The 24,226-nt window shown below is 76.1% G+C and carries 22 protein-coding genes and 1 pseudogene; 15 read left to right on the plus strand and 8 right to left on the minus strand.

Features of this window, described 5'->3' with window-relative positions:
- Positions 1-53 precede the first annotated feature (53 nt).
- The gene (locus tag Ae505Ps2_RS15925; protein WP_075307161.1) at positions 54-677 is read right to left on the minus strand and encodes a TetR/AcrR family transcriptional regulator; all 624 of its coding nucleotides are present in this window, start codon (positions 675-677) and stop codon (positions 54-56) included.
- 118 nt (positions 678-795) lie between these two features.
- On the opposite strand from Ae505Ps2_RS15925, the gene Ae505Ps2_RS15930 reads away from it, so the two are divergent.
- On the plus strand, positions 796-1,293 hold the full coding sequence (locus Ae505Ps2_RS15930; protein WP_075307159.1) for a nuclear transport factor 2 family protein: 498 nt from the start codon (positions 796-798) through the stop codon (positions 1,291-1,293).
- A 40-nt stretch (positions 1,294-1,333) separates the two neighbouring features.
- On the opposite strand, the gene Ae505Ps2_RS15935 is transcribed toward Ae505Ps2_RS15930, so the two are convergent.
- The gene (locus Ae505Ps2_RS15935; protein WP_075307157.1) at positions 1,334-1,900 is read right to left on the minus strand and encodes a hypothetical protein; all 567 of its coding nucleotides are present in this window, start codon (positions 1,898-1,900) and stop codon (positions 1,334-1,336) included.
- A 285-nt stretch (positions 1,901-2,185) separates the two neighbouring features.
- Here Ae505Ps2_RS15935 and Ae505Ps2_RS15940 point away from each other — a divergent pair, with 285 nt between their 5' ends.
- The 3 genes from Ae505Ps2_RS15940 to Ae505Ps2_RS15950 all read left to right on the plus strand — a co-directional run bounded on the left by Ae505Ps2_RS15940 (position 2,186) and on the right by Ae505Ps2_RS15950 (position 4,108).
- Entirely contained in the window at positions 2,186-2,611 is a 426-nt protein-coding gene (locus tag Ae505Ps2_RS15940) for a hypothetical protein (protein ID WP_075307155.1), read from the plus strand.
- Positions 2,612-2,802: 191 nt separating this feature from the next.
- Entirely contained in the window at positions 2,803-3,057 is a 255-nt protein-coding gene (locus Ae505Ps2_RS15945; RefSeq protein WP_075553743.1) for a hypothetical protein, read from the plus strand.
- An 85-nt stretch (positions 3,058-3,142) separates the two neighbouring features.
- Positions 3,143-4,108, plus strand: a complete 966-nt coding sequence (locus Ae505Ps2_RS15950; RefSeq protein ID WP_075333579.1) for an NADPH:quinone oxidoreductase family protein — start codon at positions 3,143-3,145, stop codon at positions 4,106-4,108.
- A gap of 6 nt (positions 4,109-4,114) precedes the next feature.
- Here the strand turns inward: Ae505Ps2_RS15950 and Ae505Ps2_RS15955 are convergent, their stop codons facing one another.
- From Ae505Ps2_RS15955 to Ae505Ps2_RS15975, 5 genes are all read right to left on the minus strand, one after another.
- Positions 4,115-5,911, minus strand: coding sequence for a hypothetical protein (locus Ae505Ps2_RS15955; RefSeq protein ID WP_075307149.1), 1,797 nt, complete (start codon positions 5,909-5,911; stop codon positions 4,115-4,117).
- Between the two features lie 287 nt (positions 5,912-6,198).
- Positions 6,199-7,989: a BCCT family transporter gene (locus Ae505Ps2_RS15960; protein WP_083695790.1), complete on the minus strand. Its 1,791-nt coding sequence runs from the start codon at positions 7,987-7,989 to the stop codon at positions 6,199-6,201.
- Between the two features lie 158 nt (positions 7,990-8,147).
- On the minus strand, positions 8,148-9,506 hold the full coding sequence (locus Ae505Ps2_RS15965; RefSeq protein ID WP_075553744.1) for a serine hydrolase domain-containing protein: 1,359 nt from the start codon (positions 9,504-9,506) through the stop codon (positions 8,148-8,150).
- A gap of 10 nt (positions 9,507-9,516) precedes the next feature.
- A complete protein-coding gene (locus tag Ae505Ps2_RS15970; protein ID WP_020621785.1) occupies positions 9,517-10,338 on the minus strand; it encodes a DNA/RNA non-specific endonuclease in 822 nt (273 codons plus the stop codon).
- Complete coding sequence (locus Ae505Ps2_RS15975; RefSeq protein WP_020621786.1) at positions 10,335-10,877, minus strand: Lrp/AsnC family transcriptional regulator; 543 nt, start codon at positions 10,875-10,877, stop codon at positions 10,335-10,337. Before Ae505Ps2_RS15975 ends, Ae505Ps2_RS15970 begins: the two co-directional genes overlap by 4 nt.
- A gap of 173 nt (positions 10,878-11,050) precedes the next feature.
- Between Ae505Ps2_RS15975 and Ae505Ps2_RS15980 the strand changes: the two genes are divergently transcribed.
- From Ae505Ps2_RS15980 to Ae505Ps2_RS16005, 6 genes are all read left to right on the plus strand, one after another.
- On the plus strand, positions 11,051-13,351 hold the full coding sequence (locus Ae505Ps2_RS15980; protein WP_075307145.1) for a pyruvate dehydrogenase: 2,301 nt from the start codon (positions 11,051-11,053) through the stop codon (positions 13,349-13,351).
- A 68-nt stretch (positions 13,352-13,419) separates the two neighbouring features.
- Entirely contained in the window at positions 13,420-14,208 is a 789-nt protein-coding gene (locus Ae505Ps2_RS15985; protein ID WP_075307143.1) for a TIM barrel protein, read from the plus strand.
- Positions 14,205-15,302 carry an ABC transporter substrate-binding protein gene (locus tag Ae505Ps2_RS15990; RefSeq protein ID WP_083695792.1) on the plus strand — a complete coding sequence of 366 codons (1,098 nt, stop codon included), beginning with the start codon at positions 14,205-14,207 and terminating at the stop codon, positions 15,300-15,302. Before Ae505Ps2_RS15985 ends, Ae505Ps2_RS15990 begins: the two co-directional genes overlap by 4 nt.
- Positions 15,299-16,312: an iron chelate uptake ABC transporter family permease subunit gene (locus Ae505Ps2_RS15995; RefSeq protein WP_233147590.1), complete on the plus strand. Its 1,014-nt coding sequence runs from the start codon at positions 15,299-15,301 to the stop codon at positions 16,310-16,312. The genes Ae505Ps2_RS15990 and Ae505Ps2_RS15995 overlap by 4 nt, the downstream gene beginning before the upstream one ends.
- Positions 16,309-17,388 carry an iron ABC transporter permease gene (locus Ae505Ps2_RS16000; protein WP_075312008.1) on the plus strand — a complete coding sequence of 360 codons (1,080 nt, stop codon included), beginning with the start codon at positions 16,309-16,311 and terminating at the stop codon, positions 17,386-17,388. The genes Ae505Ps2_RS15995 and Ae505Ps2_RS16000 overlap by 4 nt, the downstream gene beginning before the upstream one ends.
- Positions 17,385-18,182, plus strand: coding sequence for an ABC transporter ATP-binding protein (locus Ae505Ps2_RS16005; RefSeq protein WP_020625137.1), 798 nt, complete (start codon positions 17,385-17,387; stop codon positions 18,180-18,182). The genes Ae505Ps2_RS16000 and Ae505Ps2_RS16005 overlap by 4 nt, the downstream gene beginning before the upstream one ends.
- 156 nt (positions 18,183-18,338) lie before the next feature.
- Here Ae505Ps2_RS16005 and Ae505Ps2_RS16010 read toward each other — a convergent pair whose 3' ends face one another.
- On the minus strand, positions 18,339-19,580 hold the full coding sequence (locus Ae505Ps2_RS16010; protein ID WP_075307141.1) for an MFS transporter: 1,242 nt from the start codon (positions 19,578-19,580) through the stop codon (positions 18,339-18,341).
- A gap of 158 nt (positions 19,581-19,738) precedes the next feature.
- Between Ae505Ps2_RS16010 and amiA the strand changes: the two genes are divergently transcribed.
- From amiA to Ae505Ps2_RS16030, 5 genes and pseudogenes are all read left to right on the plus strand, one after another.
- Complete coding sequence (amiA, locus tag Ae505Ps2_RS33455) at positions 19,739-19,858, plus strand: streptamidine family RiPP (RefSeq protein WP_020625778.1); 120 nt, start codon at positions 19,739-19,741, stop codon at positions 19,856-19,858.
- Positions 19,859-19,958: 100 nt separating this feature from the next.
- A complete protein-coding gene (locus Ae505Ps2_RS34030; protein ID WP_283160282.1) occupies positions 19,959-20,771 on the plus strand; it encodes a hypothetical protein in 813 nt (270 codons plus the stop codon).
- On the plus strand, positions 20,768-22,297 hold the full coding sequence (locus Ae505Ps2_RS16020) for a CocE/NonD family hydrolase (RefSeq protein ID WP_075333577.1): 1,530 nt from the start codon (positions 20,768-20,770) through the stop codon (positions 22,295-22,297). Before Ae505Ps2_RS34030 ends, Ae505Ps2_RS16020 begins: the two co-directional genes overlap by 4 nt.
- Entirely contained in the window at positions 22,294-23,655 is a 1,362-nt protein-coding gene (locus Ae505Ps2_RS16025) for a YcaO-like family protein (RefSeq protein ID WP_083748372.1), read from the plus strand. Before Ae505Ps2_RS16020 ends, Ae505Ps2_RS16025 begins: the two co-directional genes overlap by 4 nt.
- Positions 23,652-24,226: pseudogene (locus Ae505Ps2_RS16030) on the plus strand (hypothetical protein); the annotation flags it as partial. The gene Ae505Ps2_RS16025 and the pseudogene Ae505Ps2_RS16030, both read left to right, overlap by 4 nt.

A 24,226-nucleotide genomic window follows, 5' to 3' on the forward strand; every position in this document is an offset into this window, starting at 1 on the left:
GCCCGGCCCGGCGGTGTCGGTCCGTGGCGGGGTCGGGAACGGTCCGACCGCGGTCATCCTCCCGGCGGTGCACCGAGGGGGCCTGCCAGCAGGTCCCGCACGGCGGCGGCGCAGTCGGCCGGGGTCCGGCCGGGCCGCCCGTGGGGGTCGGCGACCGCGTTCATCGCCCCGAACAGCAGATCGCGGACGAGCCGGGGAGCGGGCCCGGCGGCGATCGCCCCCGCGCGTTGCGCGTCGTCGACCAGCTCGGTCCACCGGCTCCGGTAGCGGTGCAGGAGCACGCGGTAGATCGCGAGCGACGCGTCCCGGCCCGGCTCGGGCATGGTGAGCACGACCGCGGCGTAGTCGCTCAGCTCCACCAGGGCGTCGAGGTGCGCACGGACGGCGGCCCACAGGCGGGCCCCGGCATCGGCGGCGGTGAGCGGGGCCAGGGCGTCGTCGAGGTGGCGCAGCGACTCGCGCAGGCCCTCCTCGAGCACCGTCGCGATCAGCTCGTCCTTCGAGCCGAAGTGGAAGTAGACGCTCCCGGTCCGCAGTCCCGCGGCCTCGGCGATCCCGCTGAGGCTGACCCCGACCCGCCCGTCGCGGGCCAGCAGGGACGCGGCCGCGTCGAGCAACCGGCGTCGGGTCCGGTCCCCCTTGGACGGGCGGTCGGGCGCGGCGGGCACGGTCGCCATTCTCACCTCCCACCGCCACGACGACATCGGAGCGCCCCGGAACGCGGCGCTGCCGGAGTGCCGCCCCAGCATTCTATGCTAGCTTAAAAACTAACGACCATTAGTTTCTGGAGGAGCCATGACGATCCCCTCGCCCTCGGCCGCCCGGGACGCCGCACCACTGGACCCGACCGAGGCGCTGGGCTGGTACGGGAGCTGGATCGACGCGTGGAACAGCCACGATCCGGACCGGGTCCGCCCGCTGGTGACCGACGGCTTCCGGCTCGAGACGCCGACGACGCGCAACTCCGGCTGGGACGTACGGGGACCTGACGCCGCCGCCGACTACATGCGTTACGTGCTCACCGCGTACCCGGACCTGACCTGGGAACGCACCGGGCCGCCGCTGCTCGCACCCGATGTCCCGCGCGCCGCCTTCACCTGGCGCGGGACCGGGCACTTCACCGGCACGCTCACCCCGCCCGGGATCCCCGGGACCGGCCTCCCGTTCGACTTCGTGGGCCTGGAGGTCTTCGACTTCCGGGACGGCCGCGCCGACCGACTGCACGCCAGCTACGACCTGATGGGGCTGCTGCGCCAGACCGGGGTCCTGCGCAGTGGCTCGGGGCGCCGCTGACCCGCCCGTCCGACGGCGGGGCGGCCGACGGCCGGTGGTCTCACGGCCGCAGCGCGGCGACCACCCAGCGCAGCGACGTCCGGTCGGTGCAGGTCGCGAGCAGCTCGGCCTGCTCGATGCTCTCGGCGTCGCGGCGACGGGCGTCGAACAGGTCCTCGACCAGGCCGGGCACGTCGCGGTGCTCCCCGGGCAACGGCTCGTCGCCGCCGGGCAGCCCGAGGCGGGCGACGACCAGCCGCAGCGTGCGGTGCCCGATCAGCCGCATGCCCGGGGACAGCAGCGCCGAGTTCCGCGGGGGAGTGGCGCCGGCGGCGGACTCCTGTCCGGGCAGCGGGACCGCGCCGGGCGGGACGCCGGGCAGGCTCACCGCGGACACCGCGATCACGCCGCCGTCGAGCAGGGCCCACGCGTCGATCGCGGGGCGGTGCGTCTCCCGGCCCGACGCGGTGGCCAGATCCTGCTCGGCCAGCCAGCGACGCAGCCGCGGACGCAGGTCCCAGCGCACGTCGAACACGCCCTCGGCCAGGTCGGACGGTGTGAACACCTCGTCCCACCGCGGGCCGCCGGCTGCCCCGTTCCCGACACCCGTCTCGGGCTGGATCGCCATCTTCGTCCCCCGACCCGGGGCACGCGCGGTCCCGGGGGATCAGGATAGGACGGTCCGCACGGGCGTACAGGCTGGTGCACACGGCCGTACCCACAGGTGTGACGGCACGACCGACGCGGCGACGAGCGGCGTCCCCGACACGCCGATCAGCAGGCGATGTCACGCAACGTGAGCGAATCTGCCGATGTCTGCGTGACAGATGACACGATCGAGCGAGTCCGCCGCAGGCGGTAACGAGGCAGGATGAGTCGAGCGATCCACAAGTGACGGCGACGTGGAGGCGACATGGACGGGCAGTTCGACAGGGTTCCGGCGGTGCACCCGGGGATGATCCCCGCGGCACGGCGGTCGGTGGAGAACCTGCCGTCCGGACGAGGCGTGGTCGACGGCGAGCGGGGCCGCGTGCTGGCCCGCTACGCGCGGCTCATGCGGTCCGGCCGGCCGGAGGTCTGCCTGCCCGGGCGGCGCGAGATCGAGGACCGCGAGCGGTTGGGCGCCTCCGCGACCGGCAGCGACGGCAAGGTCATCTACCCGGACCGGGACGCGGCCGAGTGTGCCGCCCGCGAGCTGGAGGCCCTCGGGGGGCGCCCGCAGCGAGCCTACCTGTGCCGGCGGTCCCGCCGCGGGCACTACCACCTGACCACCGACGCCGTCGCCCAGCGCCGTCGCGACCCGGCGCAGCTCATCCCGCAGCCGCGCCGCGGCGACTGAGCCGGACCCGACCCGATCCACGACGACCCCCGGTGCCGATGGCGCCGGGGGTCGTCGTGCGTCCGCGGCCGGTTCGCGGCGGATGTCACACCGATGTGATGCGCAGCACACGCTGATCGTCTAGCGTGGGGTGTGGCAGCGGTCACGTCACCGCCGAGCCGACGTCCCACCACCACGCATCGGAGGGCCCCGTGAACCCGCACCTGCTGGAGGAACGCGTCGCCACCGTCAACGGCGGCCGCGACCTCGCCGACCCCGCCCGCGCCCGGCTGCGCGCCCACAAGGCCACCGCCGACGCCTGCCGTCGGCGCGCCGCCGAGCGTCGCGCCGAGCTGGAGCGCGCCCTGGCCGGGGGCACCACCGGCGACGCCCTGGACCTCATGCTGGAACTCGACGCGCTCACCGAGCCGCGCACCCCGCGCTACGGCGACGCCCAGCCCGTGTAGCCGTACCCGCGGCCCGTGTGGATCACCCGCGCCCGTGGTTCGATGACCGGCGGACACCGCCGTCGGACCACGAGGGAGAGCACACGTGCGTGCAGTGCAGGTCAGCGAGCTGGACGGGCCGTCCGCGGTCCGCGTCGCCGAGGTCGAGCCGCCGGTCCGCGGTGACGGCGAGGTCCTCATCGACGTCGCCGCGGCCGGGGTGAACTTCCCGGACGTCCTGCTGACCAAGGGGATGTACCAGTACAAGCCGGAGCCGCCGTTCACCCTGGGCTCCGAGTGCGCCGGCACGGTGCGCGAAGCGGGCCCGGACAGCCGGTTCGCCGCCGGGGACCGGGTCGTCGCGTTCACCATGTCCGGGGTGTTCGCCGAGACCGTCTCCGCTCCCGAGCAGCACGTCTTCCCGCTGCCCGACGAGGTGGAGTTCGCCGCGGGCGCCTGCCTGCCGATGAACTACCTGACCGCGCACTTCACCCTCGACACCCGCGGTGGCCTGCGGGCGGGGGAGACGGTGCTCGTCCAGGGCGCCGCGGGCGGCGTCGGGACCGCGGTCGTCCAGCTGGCCGCCGCGATGGGGGCCACCGTCATCGGTGTCACGTCCACCGAGGCCAAGGCCGAGGTCGCGCGGCGCGCGGGCGCGGCGCACACCGTCGGCGTCGACGGGTTCAAGGATGCGGTCAAGGAGCTGACCGGCGGCGCGGGCGTCGACATGGTCGTCGACCCGGTCGGTGGCGACCGCTTCACCGACTCGGTCCGCTGCCTCGGCCCGCTCGGCCGCCTCATGGTCGTCGGGTTCACCGCGGGTGACATCCCGACGGTGAAGGTGAACCGGCTGCTGCTGAACAACGTCGACGTCCGCGGCGTCGGCTGGGGCGCCTACGCGCTGGGCCGCCCGGACTTCATCCGCGCCGAGTGGGACGCCCTGCTCCCGCACCTGCGCTCCGGCGCGCTCACCCCGCTGATCAGCGAGCGCTTCGGCCTCGACGACGCCGCGACCGCCCTGTCCCGGATCGACGACCGCACCGTCACCGGCAAGGTCGTGCTGCTGACCTGAGCCGGGTCAGCCGGCCGGCTCCAGGTTGTGCCGGACCGCGGCGCGCGGCAACGGCGCCGTGGTCTCGGCGGCCGCGGTGCGCGGCGCCGTGGTCCCGGCGGCCGCCGTGCGCGGCGCTGCCGTCTCGGCGGCCGCCCTGCGCGGCGCCGGGGTGGGGCCGACGTGGCGGTGCGGCGCCGGCACCGCCACGGACTCGGCGACGTGCAGCCGGTGCCGGGCGGCCACCGCCCGCCCGGCCGGGCCGGTCACGGACAGCGCGTGCAGCGCCAGGGCCCGGTGGGCCGGCACCTCGCAGCGGCGCAGGAAGCGGTCCAGCTCGCGTACGGCGTCGCCGGGGTGGCGGGCCAGCGCCCACGCGGCCAGCTCGGCCTCGGCGACGTCGGTCCGCACCCCGCTCATCCGCACGCACACGTACTCGACGTCCTCGTCGGCCAGCTCGCCCGGCGCGGGCAGGTGCATGCCCTGCTCGGTCAGGTACTCGTGCACCGCCCACAGCCCCATCGGGGTGAGCGCGACCACCGTGGGGTCCGGGTCGTCGCGGTGCGCGACCCGGGACAGCTCGTCGAGCTCGTCGGCGTCGAGGGTCTCGGTCAGCTCGATCGCGCCGAGCAGCTCGCAGGCGTCCAGCAGGGCGGTGACGTCGCGGCGCCACAGCCGCTGCTCGACGTCGCCGGCGAGATCGTCGACGACACAGCCCGCCTCGTCGTTGACGGCGTCGCGGACCTGGCGGTGGAAGTGCTCGAGCGGGACCGGCCCGCCGCCGGTGGCGTACAGGCCGACCCACAGCATCGGGAAGGCCTGCGACATCGACATCCCGAACAGCGACGGCGCGCCGAACACGTCGGTCCCGCCCAGGCTGTCGCCGAGGCGGCCGACCGACTCGAACACCCTGCGCCACAGCTCGATCGGCCGGTTCAGCAGCGGGCCCGCGCTCTTGACCGGGAGCAGCCGCCCGCGCACCACACGGACCAGGCGCGCCGAGCGGGCCCAGCGCAGCAGCAGCGACACCTCGGGCAGGTCGTCGCTGGTGCGGGCGGTCTCGCGGTAGATGTGGTCGAGCTGCAGGTGCGCGGCGAGGTCGAGCGCGTCGGTGCGGTCGAGGCGGCCGTCGGAGGTGAGTCGGCGCCCGGCCCGCACCCACAGGGTCAGCTTGCGGAGCAGCTCGAGTGCCTCGGAGCGCTCCGCGGCCTCGACGAGCGCCGCTGCGCCGGGCATCGGCACCGGCGGCAGCTCGGGGTTCCACTCGGTGCGGGTGGGCCGCTGCGCCTCCCGCCGCATGATCTCGGCGAGCGCGTGCCGGTCGACGTCGGTCTCCCCGGCGCCGGCGCGGTCGAGGAACCGCTGCACGGCGGCCGGGTCGGCCGGGTCGACGCCGTGGCGGTGCAGCTGCACGCCCCAGAACTTGCCCAGGTCGTAGTTGCGCTCGTCGGCGAGACCGTCGTGCAGTGCGGGGGTGGAGTCGAGGACCTGACGGTGCAGCGCGTCCGCCGGGTGCGACTGCGGGTCGAACCAGTCGTGCTCGTCGAGGAAGTCGATGAGCGCGTGGAAGGCGGGGGCGACGTCGTCGGGCTCGAGCACGGTCACCTTGCGCGGGAACCACATGCCCAGCGCGTCGGCGATGTGCGAGCGGGTCCAGCGGCCCAGCCTGCGGTCGCGGGCGTACTTGTAGTCCAGCACGGCGGCGACGAGCGTGGTGTCGACCTCGACGCGACGGCGGCGGGCCCAGAGGGAGAACTGCTCCAGCAGGCGGCTGCGGGCCTCGGCGTACCCCTGGTCGTCCCCCGGGGTGAAGACGAGACGCATCCGGCCCACTGTGTCAGGTCCCTCCCATCCGCTCCGGCTGCGGCGCAGCACTTTCCGATGATCGTCGGTGCGCGCGGGGGCCGTGCACCGGGTGGTCGCAGGAGGTCCAACGAGCGCGGTCGGCCCGGGTCACTTCCCGACCGCTCACCATCGGTGGGCGGTCGGTCACGGGCCGTCCGATCGTCCGGCCGCCCCCGCGACCGTGAGCCCTCGACCCTGCCACGGACGACGACGGCCGGACACCCCGGGGAGGGGGTCCGGCCGCCGTCGTGTGCGACGAGAGGCGCTCAGTCGCCGCCGACCGGGCTGTCGCGCCGTTCGGCGGTCGCCCGCGTCGACCCGTCGCCGGTCGATCCGTCCGGTCCGTCGGTCCCGGTCGCGACGGCACCGTTGCCGTTGCCACTGCCGGGGGCGTTCTCGTCGTCCGGGTCGAACGCGCCGACCTTGACGTAGAAGTGCTCGCCGTGGTTGACGGTGGCCCAGTCGACCGCCTGCTCCAGCACCTGTGCGCCCTTCTCGTCCCGCAGCACGACCTTGTCGCGACGCAGGTCCTTGAACAGCGCGAAGCACAGCAGCACCATGATCACGACGAACGGTGCCGCGACCAGGATGGTCAGGTTCTGGATGCCGTCCAGGGCGTTCTCCCCGCCGGTGACCAGCATCAGCACGGCGACCGCGCCCATGACCGAGCCCCAGAAGACCACGACCCACTTGGTGGGCTCGATGGTGCCGCGCTGGGACAGGGTGCCCATGACGATCGACGCGGCGTCGGCGCCGGAGACGAAGAAGATGGCGACCAGGACCATGACGAGCAGGCCGGTGAAGGTGGCCCACGGGTAGGCGGCCAGCATCTGGAACAGCTGGACGTTGGAGTCGTCGGAGAACTGTGTGCCCTGCTGGGCCTGGGTGATGGCGGTGCCGCCGAAGATGCAGAACCAGACCAGCGAGACCAGGCTGGGTGCGAGGATGACCCCGCCGACGAACTCGCGGATGGTGCGCCCGCGCGAGATCCGGGCCAGGAACATGCCGACGAACGGCGTCCAGGAGATCCACCACGCCCAGTAGAAGATCGTCCAGCCGGAGAGCCATTCGAGCATCGGCTCGCCGCCGACGGCCTCGGTGCGCCCGACCATCTCGAAGAACTGGGAGAAGTAGGCGCCGATCGAGGTCGGGATCAGGTCGAGGATGATCACCGTCGGGCCGACGACGAACACGAAGAACGCGAGCACCGCCGCCAGCACCATGTTGGTGTTGGACAGCCACTGGATGCCCTTCTCGACGCCGGAGACGGCGGAGAGGATGAACGCGGCGGTCAGGACGACGATGATCGCGGCGAGCAGCCAGGGGCTCACCGGGCCGTCGACCCAGCCGACGGTCTGCATGCCGCCGCCGATCTGGAAGGCGCCCAGGCCGAGGGAGGCCGCGGAGCCGAACAGCGTCGCGAAGATCGCGAGGATGTCGATGGCCCGGCCGATGGAGCCCTCGGCGGCCTTGCGGCCGATCAGCGGGACGAAGGCCTGGCTGATGAGCTGCCGGCGGCCCTTGCGGAAGGTGGAGTAGGCGATGGCGAGGCCGACGACGGCGTAGATCGCCCACGGGTGCAGCGTCCAGTGGAACAGCGAGGTCGCCATCGAGGTCTGCAGCGCGTCGACGGTGCCGGGCTCGGCGGAGCCGGGGGGCGGTGACCGGAAGAAGGTCAGCGGCTCGTTCACGCCGAAGAACATCAGTCCGATGCCCATGCCGGCGGAGAACATCATGGCGATCCAGGAGACCGTGCGGAACTCGGGTTCCTCGTCGTCGGCGCCGAGCTTGATGCGTCCGAACCGGCTGAAGGCCAGGAACAGTGCGAAGGCGACGAAGGCGGTCGCGGCGAGGATGAAGCCCCAGCCACCGCCGCGCATCAGCCCGCCGAGCATCGCCTCGGCGGTGGCACCGAGGGTGTCGGCGCTGAGCAGCCCCCACAGCACGAACAGCAGCGCGAGCGCGGCTCCGACGCCGAACACGATCCAGTCGGTGCGGGGACGGCCGTCCCCGGTCGTGCCCGGACGGTCGTCCGGTGGTGATTGGGCCTGTGTCATACGTGGTCACGCCCGCGTGCCGGGCGCATCCCCCCTCCGCTCTCGTTCGTGCAGAAATGGTGCACAAGTCGTTTTGTGTGCCGAAAGTGTAGGTACTCGGCCCTCCCCGTGTCGCAGTGCGAGCCGAACCGTGATGTCGGCCGGCGACGTCGGCGACGTCAGACCGTGGTCCAGCCCTCGTCCGAGACGCCGCCCGGGACCGGCGCGGCCGGGTCGTAGGGGGTGCGGGTGAAGACGAACGTCGCCAGCCACAGGTGGTCGCGGGCGATCCGCAGGGTCTCCCCGGCGAAGTAGCCGTCCAGGCCGATCCAGGTGCCGTCCGGGCCCGGCCGGAACCGCGACGCGCGCCCGGGCCTGCCGAGCCCGCCCAGGTGCAGCAGACCGCCGCCGACCGAGCGCAGCACGTACGGCGACGGCCCCCAGAACCACGGGCCGAGCAGCTCCGGATCGACCGTGCAGGGCTGCGGGGTCCACGGCTCGACGACGCGGGGCTCGGCGACGCGCAGGTCGTTCAGCAGCCCGGCGGGCAGCCCGCCGTCCATCCCGGAGGTGGTGTTGCCCATCGCCAGCGCGCCGGTGCCCTCCTCGCGGTCCACCCAGAGCCCGGCGAGGAAGCCGGGCATGGAGCCGCCGTGCCCGACCAGCGTCGTCGTGCCGCCGCCGGGCCGTTCGTGCCGCTGGACCTGCACGCCCAGTCCGTAGCCCGCCCAGATCGGCGACGACGGGTCGACGCCGGCGGGCAGCGTCATCTCCTCGACCGTCGCCGGCGAGAGCACCCCGCCGGTGTCGCCGAGCAGCAGCGCGCCGAGCCGGGCCAGGTCCGCCGCGGTGCACCACAGCTGCCCGGCGGCGGCCATCACCCCGGCGTCGTGCTCGGGCTCGGCCAGGACGAGGTCGGCCCACGGGTGCACCGCCCGGCCCGCGGCGGCGGGCTGCTGAGGACGGGGCGAGGTGCGGGTCATGCCGAGCGGGAGCAGGACCTCGTCGCGGGCGACGTCGGTCCAGGCGCGGCCGCGCAGGCGGGCGACGACCTCGCCGAGCAGCCCGAACCCGAGGTTGGAGTAGTGGAAGCGGCGCGCCGCGGGCAGCACCCGGTCGGCGTCGCCGAGGCCCAGCTCGTCCAGGGTGCCGCCGGGGGTGCGCTCCCACCACTGGCCGGGGCTCTCCGAGCCGGCGCCGGCGAGGTGGGACAGCAGCTGGCCCACGGTGCGGTCGCCGAGCGGGGTGCCGGGCACGTGCCGGTCCAGCGGGTCGTCGAGGTCGAGCAGGCCCTCGTCGCGCAGCCGCAGGACGGTGACCGCGCAGACGGTCTTGGAGATGGAGCCGATCCGGTACTGGACGTCGTCCGCGGCGGCCGGGCCGTCGGCACCGTCGGGCAGGGCGCCGCGGCCGGCGTGCCAGACCAGGGCGCCGTCGCGGACCACCCCGGCGACGAGCGAGGGGACGCGGCCGTCGCGCTGGGCGCGGGCGACGCGGGCGAGCAGGGTGCGCTGGGTGCTGGGGAGCAGCTCGGTCACGCGGGCGAGCCTAGATCCCCCGGATGTCGGCGAACGACCGCAGCCGGACCGCCCGCTCCGACAGCGCGGCGGGCACCGGCTCGGGTACCGGCATCCGGTCCGCGGCGGTCAGCGGGCCCAGGTCGAGCCCGGTGAGCTCGCCGATCCGGGCCACCGGCACCTGGAAGGTGCGGTAGGGGCCCAGCGGCGGTGGGTCCCCGGCCGGCGGCTCGGCGAGGTCACCGAGCTCGGGCGTCTGGTCGAGCAGGTAGGCGGTGGTGCCCAGGGCGCCGCCGGTGACGAAGGCGCCGATCTTCCAGAACAGCCGCGGGACCAGCACACCGCGGTACTCCGGGTCGTCGTCGGCGAGCACCGGGCCGGTGAACACCACCAGCCGGCGGTCGTTGTCGCCCGCGTTGTCGAGCAGGTAGTCCTCCAGGCCGCCCCAGGTCTGCTTGTCCTGGTTGAAGGCGGCGGCCTGCGGGGCGGCGTTGGTGTAGTGGAACGTGTCGGACTCGGCGGTCGCGGCCTCGGCCGGCTCGCCCCACACCGGGTCCTGGCGGCGCACCAGGTGGCCGCGGTCGAGGTCGTTGTCGGCGTAGAGCTCGGGGCCGGCCTGCTGCTCAGCGGGCAGCCGGTCGTCGAGGCGCCAGTCGTCGGATCGCTCCAGCTGCCGCAGGGTCGCCCCGTCGATCGCGACGGCGGTGGCCGCGGCCAGCCGCCGGTCGGGCCGGTGCAGCGTCGAGAAGTGGGTGTAGGGGAGCAGGACCGTGTCGATCCCGGGGAGCGTCGGCATCGGCGTCGCGACGCCGAGGAAGTCCTGGTCGAAGCCGGGGGAGGCGGGGGCGCTCATCGTCGTGACGGTAGCGGTGCGGGGTGAACGACGGGTGCGGCTGCGTCGCCGTCGGCGAGGCGGCGCAGCAGCGGCGCGGTGCGGAACCCGACCAGCGAGCGCATGACCAGCGACGTCGAGGTCCGTTCCACCCCGTCGATCGCGAGCAGGTGCCCGGCGATCCGGTAGAGGTCGTCGGCGTCGCGGGCGACCAGGTGCACCATCAGGTCCTCGGGGCCGGAGATGCCGTGCACCTCCAGCACCTCCGGTACCCGGTCCAGCGCGTCGGCGACGGCGGCGAGCTCGCGCTGCACCACCCGCACCGTCACGAAGGCGGTCAGCGGGTAGCCCAGTGCCGCCGGGTCGACGCGCCGCTCGAAGGTGTCCAGCGCACCGAGCCGGTCCAGCTTCGCCAGCCGGGCCTGCACCGTGTTGCGGGACAGGCCGACCTGCTCGGCGAGGGCGAGCACCGTCGCGCGCGGGTCCTGCGCCAGGGCCAGCAGCAGCCGGGCGTCGTGGCCGTCGAGCGTGGCGCGGCCGTCGCCGGTCGTTCCCGTCACGTGGTGCCTCCGTCGTGTCCGTGGGTGCGCAGTATGCCGCGCCCGCACCGATCCAGCCCCGCCCGGACCGTGCAGTCTGCTCAGTGTTCACCGACCCGGTTGTGCACTCGTCCGAGCTGATGGTGGGCTGACGGAGCAGGCTGCATGGGGCGACGAGGCTGGAGTGGTGTGCGATGGGCACTCAGGCGGTGGCGACGGACACGCTCGTCGAGATCGAGAAGCGGGTGTTGTGGCTGGCGACCGCGATCGTCGACGCGGCCAACCGGCGCGGTGACCCGAGCGGGCTGAAGGTGGGCGGGCACCAGGCGTCGTCGGCGTCGATGACGACGATCATGACCTCGCTGTGGTTCGAGCACCTGCGGGCCGGGGACCGGGTCTCGGTCAAGCCGCACGCGTCCCCGGTGCTGCACGCGATCAACTACCTGCTCGGCGAGCTCGACGAGCGCTACCTGGGCACGCTGCGCGCGTTCGGCGGGCTGCAGTCCTACCCGTCGCGGTCCAAGGACCCCGACCCGGTCGACTACTCGACCGGCTCGGTGGGGATCGGCGCGACCGCCCCGATCTGGGGTGCGCTGGCCCGCCGCTACGTCGACACCCACTTCGGGGGTGCCGGCCACGGCAGGCAGTACTCCCTGGTCGGCGACGCCGAGCTCGACGAGGGCGCGGTCTGGGAGGCCATCCTCGACCCGATGGTCGGCGAGCTCGGCGAGGTGGTGTGGATCGTCGACCTCAACCGCCAGTCCCTGGACCGGGTCGTCCCCGCGATCGGCGCGCCGCGGATCGAGGGCATGTTCTCCGCGGCCGGCTGGCAGGTCCTCACCGTCAAGTACGGCAGGCTGCTGCACGAGCTGTTCGACCGGCCCGGCGGCGACGCGCTGCGCGCCCGGATCGACACCATGCAGAACGCGGAGTACCAGCGCCTGCTGCGCTGCGACGCCGACGAGGTCCGCACCCGGCTCCCCGACGGACACGCGGACCTGGCCTCGCTCGTCGCCGACCTCGACGACGACACCCTGCTCGCCGCGGTGCGCAACCTCGGCGGGCACGACACCGCCGCGCTGCGCGACGCGTTCGCCGCGATCGACGACACCCGGCCCACGGTGATCCTCGCCTACACCGTGAAGGGGCACGGCCTCGCGACCGCGGGCCACCCGCAGAACCACGGCTCGATCCTGGGCGCCGACCAGGTCCGCGAGCTGGCCGACGCCGTCGGCGTCGACCCCGAGGACCCCTGGCGGCGTTTCGACCCGGAGTCCCCGGCGGGCGAGGCCGTGGCGCGCGCGGCGGCGCGGCTGCGCCGCGACCCGGTCGACGAGCAGCCGGTCCCGCCGCTGCCGACCGACATCGGGCGCACCCCGACCGGGCGTGCCACCACCCAGGCCGCGCTCGGCCGGGCCCTGCTCGACCTCACCCGCGAGGCCCCCGAGGCGGCGAAGCGGGTCGTGACGCTGTGCCCGGACGTGTCGTCGTCGACGAACCTGGGCGGCTGGGTGAACAAGGTCGGCGTCTGGTCCACCGCGGAGCGCAAGGACTGGTTCGACGACGACCCCGAGACGATCCTGCACTGGCGCGAGCGGCCCACCGGTCAGCACCTGGAGCTGGGGATCGCCGAGGGGAACCTGGTCGGGGCGCTGGGGGAGCTCGGCGCGACCTGGTCGCGCTGGGGCCGTCCGGTGCTGCCGATCGGGGTGCTCTACGACCCGTTCGTCGAGCGCGCGTTGGAGCCGTGGTCGTTCGGGATCTACGCCGGCGGGCAGTCGATCCTGGTCGGCACCCCGTCCGGGGTGTCGCTGGCGCCCGAGGGCGGCGCCCACCAGTCGGTGACGACGCCGTCGGTCGGGCTGGAGCAGCCCGGCTGCGTGACCTACGAGCCGGCGTTCGCGATCGACACCGAGTGGACGCTGCTGGCGTCGCTGGCCCGGCTCGGTCGCCCGGACGGCACCAGCGCCTACCTGCGCCTGTCGACGCGGCCGGTGGACCAGAGCCTCGCGGCGGTCCCGGCCGACCCGGCCGCGCGCGAGCGGCGCCGCCGCCAGGTGGTCGCCGGGGCCTACCCGCTGCGCCGCGCCGCGGGGACACCCGCGCTGACCATCGCGGTGGCCGGGGCGCCGACGACCGAGGCGCTCGCCGCCGCCGACCGGCTCGCCGAGCTCGGCCACGACGTCGACGTCGTCGTGGTGACGAGCCCGGGTCTGCTGTTCGACGCGCTGCAGGCCCGCTCCGGGCGCCCCGCCCGACCGCAGGCCGAGCCGTGGATCCTGGAGTCGGCGTTCCCCGCGCGCCGGGCCGCGCCGCTGGTCACCCTGCTCGACGGGCACCCGCACACCCTCGCGTTCCTCGCCGGGGTCAACCAGGTCCCGGCGACGCACCTGGGCGTGCACCGCTTCGGGCAGTCCGGCGATCTGGCCTCGGTCTACGCCCACCACGGGCTCGACGCGGACACGGTCGTGGCGGCCGGGCTGGACCTGCTCTAGGAGAAATCGGACACCGGGTGACGTACGTCGCTGGATCGCGCAAACGACAATGACTACGGTTACCGACCATGCTGCTTCTGGGGTTGGCGTCGGTCACCTTCCGTGAGAGATCCGTACCGGACGTCGTGAGCCTGGCGGTCGATGCCGGGTCCGAGGTCGTGGAGTGGGCCGGGGACCGGCACGTCCGTCCCGGTGACCGGGCCGCGGCGTCGGCGGCCCGCGGTGCGTGCGCGGGCGCCGGGCTGCGGATCGGGACCTACGGCAGCTACCACAAGGCCGGGGCGTCGGACCCCGAGGCGTTCGCCGCCGTCGTCGCGACGGCGGCCGAGCTCGGCGCTCCGCGGGTACGGGTCTGGGCCGGGACCGCGGCCTCGGCCGACGTGTCGCCCGCCGAGCGCGCCGCCACGGTGGACGCGCTGCGGCGCTGCGCCGACGCCGTCGCCGAGCAGGGGATGGGGCTGCTCGTGGAGCACCACGTCGAGTCCCTCACCGACGGGCTCGACACCGCGCTGGCGCTGCGTGCCGAGGTCGACCACCCCGCCCTGGTGACCCACTGGCAGCCGCGCGAGCTGCCCGACACCGACGCCTGCCTGGCCGAGGTCCGCGCGCTGCGCCCGCGGACCGTGCACGCGTTCTCCTGGGGGGCCGACGGCTACACCGAGCGGCTGCCACTCGCCGACCGCGCCGACCTGTGGGCCCCGGTGCTCGCCGAGCTCTCCGCGCAGTCCCGCGAGGACGGCACCGACACCGAGGTGCTGCTGGAGTTCGTCCCCGGCGACACCGCCGCCTCCCTGCTCCGCGACGCCGCCGCGCTGCGCGACCTGCAGGCCGGACGCGACCTGGCCGGTGCGCGATGAGCCCCCGCCCGGACCCCCGTCCCGTGCCCGCCGGTGCGGGCGACCAGCCCGCCGCGACCCGAGCCGCCGCCTCGCGCCGATCCGCCCGGTCCACCGCGGCCCGGTTCTCCCGCGTCGCCGCGCTGCTGCCGGTCGCGGTGGTCGCGCTGCTGCTCGCCGGCTGCGGCGGGTCGGCCACGCCCGCCCCGCAGACGCCCGCCGACCGGCCCGCCGTCAGCCGCGACGTCGCTCCGCTGGAGCCCGCGCTGTCGGTGACCGACCCCCGTGGCACCACCGTCACGGTGCCGGCCCCGCCGAAGCGCGTCGTCTGCCTGACCGGCCTGTGCGACGACATGGTCGTCGAGCTGGGCCTCACCCCGGCCGGCACCTCCACCCCGGCCCTGCTGAAGAACCCCGTGCTGCTCGGTGACCGCGCCGCGCAGGTCCCGACGGTGAAGGGCAGCTTCGGCAGCGAGGACGTCGAGTCCATCGCCGCGCTGCGTCCCGACCTCGTGATCGGGCTCGGCGGTGTGCACGAGCCACTGCGCGCGGCGATCGAGCGGTTCGCCCCGCTCTGGCTGGTGCAGCCCACCACCTGGGAGGAGTCGGTCGGCTACCTGCGGAACCTGGGGTCGCTGACCGGCCGCACCGCCGAGGCCACCGCCGGAGAGCAGCGCTTCCGCACCACCCTGGCCGACGGCGTCGAGCAGGCCCGCGCCACCGGCCAGGCCGACCGGAAGGTGCTGCTGATGTACGGCAGCGCCGACACGATCGGCGTCGACACCACCGACACCGTCAACGGGAACCTGCTCGCGACGCTCTACGACTACCCGTTCGTCCCGCGTGGCGCCGACGTCGAGACCGCCAGCACCTACAGCGTCGAGGAGATCCTCGCCCAGGCCCCGGACGTCGTGTTCGCGTTCTCGCTGCTGTTCTCCTCCGCCGACCGCACCCTCACCGACCAGCTCGCCGACAACCCGGTCTGGCAGCAGGTCCCGGCCGTGCAGGCACGCCAGGTGCACGAGATGGACCCGCGGCTGTGGGGCAGCGGGCGCGGCACCCGCAGCCTCGGTGCGATGGTCGAGCAGTCGCTGGCCGTGGTCCCCGGCCGGTGAGACGGCTCCTGGTCCTGCTCGCCGCCGCGCTCGGGGCGGTGCTGCTCGCCGCGCTGGTCCTCGGGACCGGCACCCCGGCCGTCGCACCGCACCGGCTCCCGGCCGTGCTGGGGGCGGCGGGCGGGGTCGAGCACGTCGTGGTCACCGAGCTGCGGGTGCCGCGGCTCGTGCTCGGCGTGCTCACCGGCGCGGCACTCGGGCTGGCCGGGCTGCTCCTGCAGGACGGCCTGCGCAACCCGCTCGCCGTCCCCGAGCTGCTCGGGGTCTCCTCCGGGGCGGCCGCGGCGGTGGCGATCACGATCGTCACCGGGGTCGCGGTGCCCTTCGCGCCGCTGCTGCCCGCGGTCGTCGGGGCCGTCGTCGGGGGCGGGCTCACCCTGCTCGCGATCCGCGGCGCCGTCGGTCCGGCCGCGGTGCTGCTCATCGGCGCCGGTGTTGGCGCGGCGCTGCAGGCGCTGCTGCTCGCCGCGGTCGCGATGACCGGGTCCACCGAGCAGGGCGTGCTCGTGCGCTACCTGCTCGGCTCGCTCACCGGCACCACCTGGGCCACCGTGACCCCGGTGCTGCCCGCGCTGGCGGTCGCGTTCGTCGCGGCCGTCGCGGTGCTGCCGCTGCTGGGGCCGCTGCGGCTCGGCGACGACGCCGCCGCGGCACTCGGGCTGCGCACCGGTGCGGCCCGGGCCGCGGTGCTGGGGGTGGCCTGCCTGCTCGTCGCCGCCGTCGTCGGCCCGGCCGGGCCGGTCGCCTGGGTCGGCTTCCTCGCCCCGCAGCTGGTGCGGGCACTGCACCCGGCGGCCCGGCCGCTGCCGCGGGCGGTGGGCTGCGCCGCGGCGGGCGCGGCGGTGGTCGTCGTCGCGGACCTGCTGGCCCGCACCGTGCTGTACCCGGTCGAGCTGCCGGTGGGCGGGTTCACCGCCGGGGTCGCGGTCGTCGCGGGCGGGCAGCTGCTGGCGTGGCGACGTCCGCGGGCCGTCCGCGCGGCCCGTCCCGGCGCGGTGGTGGCCCGGTGAACCGGCCGGCCGGGCGGGGGACGGTCGGCCGGGTCGCGACGGTCGCGTCCCGGTTCGCCCTCCTGGGGGCGGCCGCCGCGGCCGCGGCCCTGGCCGGGCTGATGGTCGGCACCGCGGTCGGGCCCGGCACCGCACTCGCGGCGCTCGCCGGGACCGCGGACCCGCTGGCCACCGACCTCGTCGTGGGCCTGCGGATGCCGCGGGTGCTGGTCGGGCTCGCGGCCGGTGCCTGCCTCGGCGTCGCCGGGACGGTCCTGCAGGCGGTCCTGCGCAACCCGCTCGCCTCGCCGGAGGTGACCGGGGTGGGGTCCGGCGCGGTGCTCGGCGCGGTGCTGGGGACGGTGCTCGGCGGCCAGGTCGGCACCCCGCTGGGCGTGCTCGTCGTGGCGCTGCTCGGCGGGACCCTCGGCGGCGGTGTGCTGTGGCTGCTCGCCGGCCGCGCCGCCGGGCCCGGCACCGCGGACCCGCTGCGGCTCGCCGTCGTCGGGGTACTGGTGTCGGCGGTGCTCGGCGGGGCGACGTTGCTGCTGCTCACCGCCCGCCCGCAGCTGGCCGGGTCGATGGTGCGGTGGCTGGTCGGCTCGCTCAACGGCCGCGGCTGGGAGCACTGGGACGCGCTGTGGCCGGTCGCGCTCACCGCGGTGGTCCTCGCGGTGCTGCTCGGCCCGGTGCTCGCCGTGCTCGGCGTCGACGACGACCACGCCCGCGGCGTCGGCCTCGCGGTGTCCGGGTGGCGCTCGGCCGCGGTGCTGCTGGCCGTGCTCGCCACCGGCGGGGCGGTCGCGGCGGTCGGGGCGCTCGCGTTCGTCGGGCTGCTCGCCCCGCACCTGGCCCGCGCGGTGCTCGGGTCGCGGGGCGCGGCCGATCCGCGGCTGCTGGTGCCCGCGGCGGCGCTGGCCGGGGCCGGGACGGTCGCCGCGGCCGACGTCGTCGCCCAGCTGCTGACCGCGCTCGCCCCGGTCGGTGACCGGCCGATCGGGGTCCCCGCGGGAGCGGTGACGGCGGTCGCCGGCGCGGTGGTGCTCATCGGGATCGTCCGCCGACGGTCCCGCACGACGGTGGGAGGTGCGCTGTGACGGTGCTCAGGGCCGAGGGGGTGACGGTGCGCTTCGACGGGCGCACCGTGCTCGACGGCGTCGACCTGGCGGTGGACCGCGGACAGTGGCTGTCGCTGGTGGGACGCAACGGCTGCGGCAAGACGACGCTGCTGCGGGTGCTCGCCGGGCTGCACCGGCCCGATGCGGGCTCCGTGCACCTGGTCGACCGGCCGCTGGCCGGGACCCCGCGCCGGGAGGTCGCGAAGCGGGTCGCGGTGCTCCCGCAGGCACTGCCGCCGCTGGGCGGGGTCACGGTGCGGGCACTCGTCGCCCAGGGCCGCTACGCGGTCCGCGGGCCGCTGGGGATGCTCGGCGGCGGCGCCGACGCCGCGGTCTCCGACGCGCTGGCGGCCACCGGCACCCGGGCGTGGGCCGACACCCCGGTCGAGCTGTTGTCGGGCGGGGAGCGCCAGCGGGTGCGGATCGCGCTCGCCCTGGCCCAGGACGCCCCGGTGCTGCTGCTCGACGAGCCCACCACCTACCTCGACGTGCGTCACCAGCTGGAGGTGCTCGACCTCGTCCGGGAGCTGCAGGTGCAGCGCGGACTGACCGTCGTCGCGGTGCTGCACGACCTGGCCCAGGCCGCGCGGTGCGCGGACCGGATCGTCGCGCTGCGCGACGGGCGGGTGCACGCCGACGGGCCGCCCGGCGACGTCGTCGACGAGCGGCTGCTGGCCGAGGTGTTCGGGGTGCGCGGGGTCGTCTCGACCCACGAGGGGCGGCTGACCTGCAGCTACCTGGACTCCACCCCGGCCCGGCCCGTCAGCGCCTGACGGCCCACCCACCCCGCCGGGCGGGCGGGTCGCCGGTGCAGCGACGTGCACGTTTCCGCCCCTGCGAGGGCGGAAACGTGCATCTCGCCGGTCGGGCGCGCGTCGGGATCGGCGCTGCCGGCACCGGGGCGGGGTGTCCCGGACGGGGGCGTCCGGTCAGCCGCGGGCGGCCCGGCGCAGCGGCGGCGTGAGCCAGGCCAGCGCGACCCCGGAGGCCAGCACCGCGGCCCCGGCCGCCAGCCCACCGCGCGGGCCGGCCGGCGTCGTCGCCACCACCCCGGCCAGCGCCGCGCCGGCGGGGGTGCCGAGGCCCCAGGACAGCATCCGCGCCGTCGTCGAGACCCGGGCGCGGGCGTGCTCGGGGGTGACCTGCAGCCGGTAGGTGACGGCGTTGAGCACGACCGTCGAGTAGGCCGCCCCGAACGCGGTGGCGGCGAGCAGCGCGGGGACCCAGTGCGTCGCCGAGACCACGGCGACCGCGCAGGCCAGTGACACCGGCAGCCCGGCCAGCGCCAGCCGGGCCCCGCCCCAGCGCTCCGACAGCCGTGGGACCAGCCGGGCCGCAGCCAGCCCGCCGACGCCCCAGCAGGCGAACAGCAGGCCGAGCCGGGCGTCGCCGTCGGCGCGGATGCCGAGCACCCGGTCCGCCCACGGGACGGTCATCGCGAGCCAGGCGCCGCCCGCGACGGCCTGGGTGGTGCCGACGAGGGTCAGGGTGCGCACGACCGGGTTGCCCCACAACAGACCCAGGCCCTCCCGGACGTCGGCGAGGATCCGGGTCGGTGCGCGGGTGCCGGGCCCGGGGGACAGGCTCCCGGCGATCGAGCGGATCAGCAGCGCGGAGGCGACCGCGGTGAGCGCGGTGACCGACAGCAGCCCGGCCGGGGCCAGTGTCGCGACCGCGAGCCCGGCCAGCGGCGGCACGAGCAGCTCGACGACGGTCGTCGCGCCGTAGAGCGTGGAGAACGCCGCGGTGATCCGGTCCGGGCCGACCAGCGTGGGCAGGGCGCCGAAGTTCGCGGCGTCGAAGAAGACGAAGCCGGTCTGCACCGCGACCGCCGTGCCGAGCACCTGCCACGGGGTGAGCACCCCCGCCCACCACGCGAGCGGGATCCCCGCCAGCACCAGCCCGCACGCCAGGTCGACGCCGACCATCAGCCGCCTGCGGTCGACCCGGTCGGCCAGTGCGCCCGCGAACAGCCCGAACAGCAGGTAGGGCAGCGCCTCCGCGGTCGCGATCGCCGCGGTCCAGGCGGGTGAGCCGGTCAGCCGGTAGACGAGCACGGGGAGCGCGACCGCCGCGACCAGCGACCCGGCGACCGCGACGACGCGGGCGGTGAGGTAGCGGCGGAGATCGGTGCGTTCCTGCGCGGGGGCGGTCGGGGCCGTCTCGCTCACGAGGTCCTTCCGTCGGGGTTGCGCGAACCATAGTGTGAAACGAGAGTCATCTCCAATAGTAGCGACGAGAGATGCGCCACTGTTGAAAATCGATGTCGATTGTGACCAGGATGTGACGGTCCGGAACCGGACGATGTCACCCACTGGAGGAGAAAACGATGAAGGACATCTTCACCGAGCTCGAGGCCGAGCGCGCCCTGCCGCACAACTCCGCGAGCCACTCCAACGCCCTCGTCGAGAACCCGTTCGCGACCGAGCAGGCTGCCGAGCAGGAGTGACACCCGCCGCGGGCCCGGCACCGGTGACGGTGCCGGGCCCGCGGTCTGCCGTGACCGACCGACGGACCAGGGAGTGCCAGTGGAACGACTGCGACCGGGCGTGAGCGTCTTCGAGGTCCCCGGACGGGGCTCGGCGCTGCGGGAGGCGTCCGGCCGGCTGCGCGGGGTCGACCTGCCGCGCGACACGGTCGAGGCACTGACCCGCTGGTTCGACGGCGTCGACCCGGTGCCGCCGCCGGGGCTCGACCCCGAGCGGGGCGCGTTCGCCGCGGCCGGCTACCTGGACGAGACCCCGGCGCCGCGGACCGCCACCGTGACCGTCGCCGGGCGGGGGGCGCTGGCCGACGCGGTCGCCGCCGCGCTCGCCGGGCCGGGGATGCAGGTCCGGCGCCGGGACCTGGACTCCCTCGCCGCAGTGCTCGTCGGCGAGACCGGCACTGAGACTGATACTGAGACTGGTATCGGGACCGATGCGGTGTGCGCCGTCGCGGACGGACCCGCACCGGCCGCCTGGACCGCGCTGGACATCCTGCCCGCGCACGGGACCGCCTGGTTCCGGCTCGCCGTCGAAGGACGGCACGGCATCCTCGAACCCCCCGCCGTGCACCCCGGCGACGCCGGGCACGCCGACGTCCGCGCCCGCCGCCTCGCCGCGGCCGGATCCGGGCACCCGCACCTGCTCGCCTACTGGGACGCCGCCCCCGCCGCCCCGACCGGCCCCGGTGACCACGCCCTGCTGGCCGCGCTGCTCGCCGCCGACATCCGGGCGTGGATCGCGGGCCACGACACCCCCGCGACCGGCGACCTCGTGCCGGCCGCCCTGCCGGCACGACGCCGTCTGCGGGTGGTCGACCTCGACACCGCCGCGATCGCCGACCACGCACTGCTGCCGGTGCCCGACAGCGCGCCGTGACCGAGCCCGGCCTGACCCAGCCCGACTCGACCCAGCCCGACCCGACCGAGCCCCACCCGACCGGGCCCGACCTGACCGAGCTCGACCTGCCCGGCGCGGACGGGGTCCGGCTCGCCGCGACCCTCGTCCGCCCCGCCGCCGCGACCTGGCCCGCCGTACTCGTCCGCACCCCCTACGGCCGCGGACGGCTGCTGCCCGAGGCCCGCGGCTGGGCCGCGCACGGGTTCGGCTGCCTCGTCGTCGACGTCCGGGGACGCGGCGGCTCGACGGGGGAGTTCCGGCCCTACGCCCACGAGACCGACGACGGCGTCGCCGCGCTCGCCGCGCTGCGCGCGATCCCCGGCTGCGACGGGCGGATCGTGCTGGCCGGCGCGAGCTACGGGGCGCACTGCGCGGTCGCCGGCGCCCTCGCCGACCCCGACGTGTGCGGGGTGCTCGCCGCGGTCCCCGCGCTCGGGCCCGGGGAGACCGCCCGCGAACCCGGCGGCGCCGCCCGGCTGGCCTGCCGGATCGGCTGGTGGTCCGAACACGGTGGACCCGGACACGGTGCGGGTGCTCCGCGCGTCGCCCCGTCGGCGGCCGCGACGCTGCCGGTCACCGCGGCGCTGGCGCCGGCCCCGACCGGCTGGCCCGAGCTGTGGGATGCGCCCGAGGAGACGCCCTGGCTGTGGGACGGGATCGCGCGGGCCGCGATGCCGCTGCTCGCCGTCGGGGGCACCGCGGACCCGTTCGCCGCCCGCACCCGGGAGCTCGCCCGGCGCTGGGGCGGGCCGTCCCGGCTCGTCCTCGGGCCGTGGGGGCACGAGCTCGACGCCTCCGCGCCCGGCGCCGTCCTGGCCGGCCGGCGGATCGGCGCGGTCTACGCCGCCTGGGCCCGCGCCGCGGTCGGGAACCCGCCGCGGGGGCGCGGTGCACTCGTCGCGGTGGGGGAGAGCGGGCGGTGGGTGCGCGCCGGTGACGGGCCGACGCTCGCGGTCGACGCCGTCCCGCCCGGTGGGTTCCCGGTCGCGTTCGTCGCCGACCCGGAGCGGCCCGTGCGGTCCCGGCCGCCGGGCGCGCCGCTCCCCGCCGCCCCGGACCCCGGGCCGGACGCCGACCCCGGCGACCGGGTCGTCGCCCACACTCCACCGCTGCCGGCAGGTGCGCTCGCCGGGCCGCTGGTCGTGACCGTCACCGGTGACAGCGACGCCCCCGACGCCGACTGGGTCGTGCGGATCGGGCTGCGCGGCCACGACCTGGTCACCGCCGTGCACCGGCACCGCGGCCCGGCGACGCGGGAGGTCGTCGTCACCACCCCGCCGGTCGGTGCCGCGCTCGACGAGGGCGACCGGCTGCGCGTCGAGATCGCCGGGCACCACTGGCCCGCGCACGCCCGCAACCCGCACACCGGGCAGGACCCGGCGCACGCGACGGAACTGCGCGCCGACCACCGCACCGTGCACGCACTGCGGCTGGACCTGCCGCACGTCCGACCCGGCCGCGACGAGGTCGCCGCGGCCGCCATCCCCGAGGAGGTCACCCTGTGACGGCACCGACCGTTCCCGTACTGCCGGTGGAGGCGCTGGTCGACCCGCTGAGCGGGATCGTCCGCCGGCTGGTCGACGTCGCCCCCGTCCCGGGGCTGCCCGCGGCCTACACCGCCGTCACCGCGGAGGTGTCCGACGCGCGTCGGCTCGGCGCCTGGCCCGCGGACCGGGTCAGCCTCGGCACCACCTTCGGCGACCGCGACGGCGCCCGCACCGCCGCGCTCGGCGAGGCGGTCGAGCGCTACTGCGGCAACCGCGTCCCGCGCGACCTGCCGCTGACCACGGCCGCGGAGCTGCGCGCCGCGGGAGACCGGTGCTGGGGGCCCGAGGAACTGCCGCTGCTCGCGCCCTGGCAGGACGGACGCCCCTACCTGCGCTTCACCGACGACCTGCCGATCCGCTGGATCGCCGGCGCTGAGGCCGACGGGGAACCGACCTGGCTGCCCGCCTCCTGGGCGCTGCTCAACCACCACAGCGGCGCCCGCCGCGACGAGCCCCGCTTCCACCACCTCAACTACGCCGGCATCGCCACCGGCGACGGCGCCACCGACGCCCACCGCCGCGGCCTGCTCGAGCTCGTCGAACGCGACGCGCTGGAACGCTGGTGGCACCTCGGCCTGCCCTCCCACGGCATCGACCTGGCCTCGGTCCCCGGGCTCGACGCCGCGCTGGCCGGGGCCGCGTTCGACGTCCACCTCGTCGAGCTGCCCACCGAGTACCCGGCCGCCGTGGTCGGGGCCGTCGTCGTCGACCCGCAGACCGGGATCGTCGCCGGGGGCGGCGCCGCCCGCTTCGACGCCGTCGAGGCCGCCACCAAGGCGGTGCTGGAGGCCGTGCACACCTGGGTCTTCACCCGCGGCCTGCTCGACCCCGACGGCTGGGTGTACGCCTCGATCGACGCCGGGGTCCTCGCCCGCGGCCTCTACCTCGACCACCGCGCCGACCGCCACTACCGCGACGACGCGGGCGAGCGCTACGCCGCCGTTCGCGACCTCGGCGCCCAGGTGCAGGTCTGGCTCGACCCCCGCGTCCAGGAGGAGCACCTGCCCCGGTTCACCGCGCCCGCGACCCACGGTCCGCTGCGCACCGGCCCCGCCGGGGACCTCGCGTCGCTGACCTCGGCGCTGCTCGCCGACGGCCACCGCATCGCCCGTGTCGACCTCACCACGCCCGACGTCGCCGAGACCCCGTGGCGGGTGGTCCGCACCTGCGCCACCGGGCTCGTCCCGAACGCACCCGCCGCGTTCCGGTACTGGGGGCTGCCCCGCTGGCGCGACACCGCCCGCGCCCACGGCCTCGACCTCGACCCGGCCACCGGGCCCGACGGGCTGGTGCACTGCCCGCCGCCGTTCCTGTGACGGCGCCGACCCAGGACACCGCCGCGGCGTTCCGGCTCGCCTGGTCCGGTGCCGACCCGGGCCCCACCGACCACACCACCCGGCCCGCCGAGGCGGCCACCGCGACCCGGCCGGTGCCCCTGGCCCGCGACGGTGACGGCACCGGCGCGCTGCTCGCGCTGTCGCTCGCCGCCGACCCCGACCGGGTCGTCGGCGGGGTGCGGCTGCGCCGGGTGCCCTCGGCGGGCGGCCGCTACCCCGTCGACGCCCGGGTCGGCGGCCGTGTCCACGACCCGCTCGCGCACGCCCTCGACGGCGGACCCGCGACCCCGGACCGTGCTGCCCCGGGTCGTGCCGCACCCGACCGGACCGAACCGGACCGCGCCGAGCCGGGGGCTCACGCCGATGTCGTCCTCGACCTCGTCCCCGAGCGGACCGTGTGGCGCTACGGCCCCCGCTCGCTGCCGGTGCTGCTGCTCGACCTCGGCCACGCGGCCGCCGCCGTCCTCGCCGCCGCGGCGACCCTGCGCCGGCCGCGCACCGCCCACCTCGTCCCCGACGGCGCCCACTCCCGCGTCGTGCTCACGACCGG

It is taken from the genome of Pseudonocardia sp. Ae505_Ps2 (assembly GCF_001932425.1).
Lineage (GTDB): Bacteria > Actinomycetota > Actinomycetes > Mycobacteriales > Pseudonocardiaceae > Pseudonocardia.

What these genes read in the sequence shown, in the direction of transcription:
- Ae505Ps2_RS15925 (WP_075307161.1), bottom strand. Translation starts at nt 677, where the DNA reads ATGGCGACCGTGCCCGCCGCGCCCGACCGCCCGTCCAAGGGGGACCGG.
- Ae505Ps2_RS15930 (WP_075307159.1), top strand. Translation starts at nt 796, where the DNA reads ATGACGATCCCCTCGCCCTCGGCCGCCCGGGACGCCGCACCACTGGAC.
- Ae505Ps2_RS15935 (WP_075307157.1), bottom strand. Translation starts at nt 1,900, where the DNA reads ATGGCGATCCAGCCCGAGACGGGTGTCGGGAACGGGGCAGCCGGCGGC.
- Ae505Ps2_RS15940 (WP_075307155.1), top strand. Translation starts at nt 2,186, where the DNA reads ATGGACGGGCAGTTCGACAGGGTTCCGGCGGTGCACCCGGGGATGATC.
- Ae505Ps2_RS15955 (WP_075307149.1), bottom strand. Translation starts at nt 5,911, where the DNA reads ATGCGTCTCGTCTTCACCCCGGGGGACGACCAGGGGTACGCCGAGGCC.
- Ae505Ps2_RS15960 (WP_083695790.1), bottom strand. Translation starts at nt 7,989, where the DNA reads ATGACACAGGCCCAATCACCACCGGACGACCGTCCGGGCACGACCGGG.
- Ae505Ps2_RS15970 (WP_020621785.1), bottom strand. Translation starts at nt 10,338, where the DNA reads ATGAGCGCCCCCGCCTCCCCCGGCTTCGACCAGGACTTCCTCGGCGTC.
- Ae505Ps2_RS15980 (WP_075307145.1), top strand. Translation starts at nt 11,051, where the DNA reads ATGGGCACTCAGGCGGTGGCGACGGACACGCTCGTCGAGATCGAGAAG.
- Ae505Ps2_RS15985 (WP_075307143.1), top strand. Translation starts at nt 13,420, where the DNA reads ATGCTGCTTCTGGGGTTGGCGTCGGTCACCTTCCGTGAGAGATCCGTA.
- Ae505Ps2_RS15990 (WP_083695792.1), top strand. Translation starts at nt 14,205, where the DNA reads ATGAGCCCCCGCCCGGACCCCCGTCCCGTGCCCGCCGGTGCGGGCGAC.
- amiA (WP_020625778.1), top strand. Translation starts at nt 19,739, where the DNA reads ATGAAGGACATCTTCACCGAGCTCGAGGCCGAGCGCGCCCTGCCGCAC.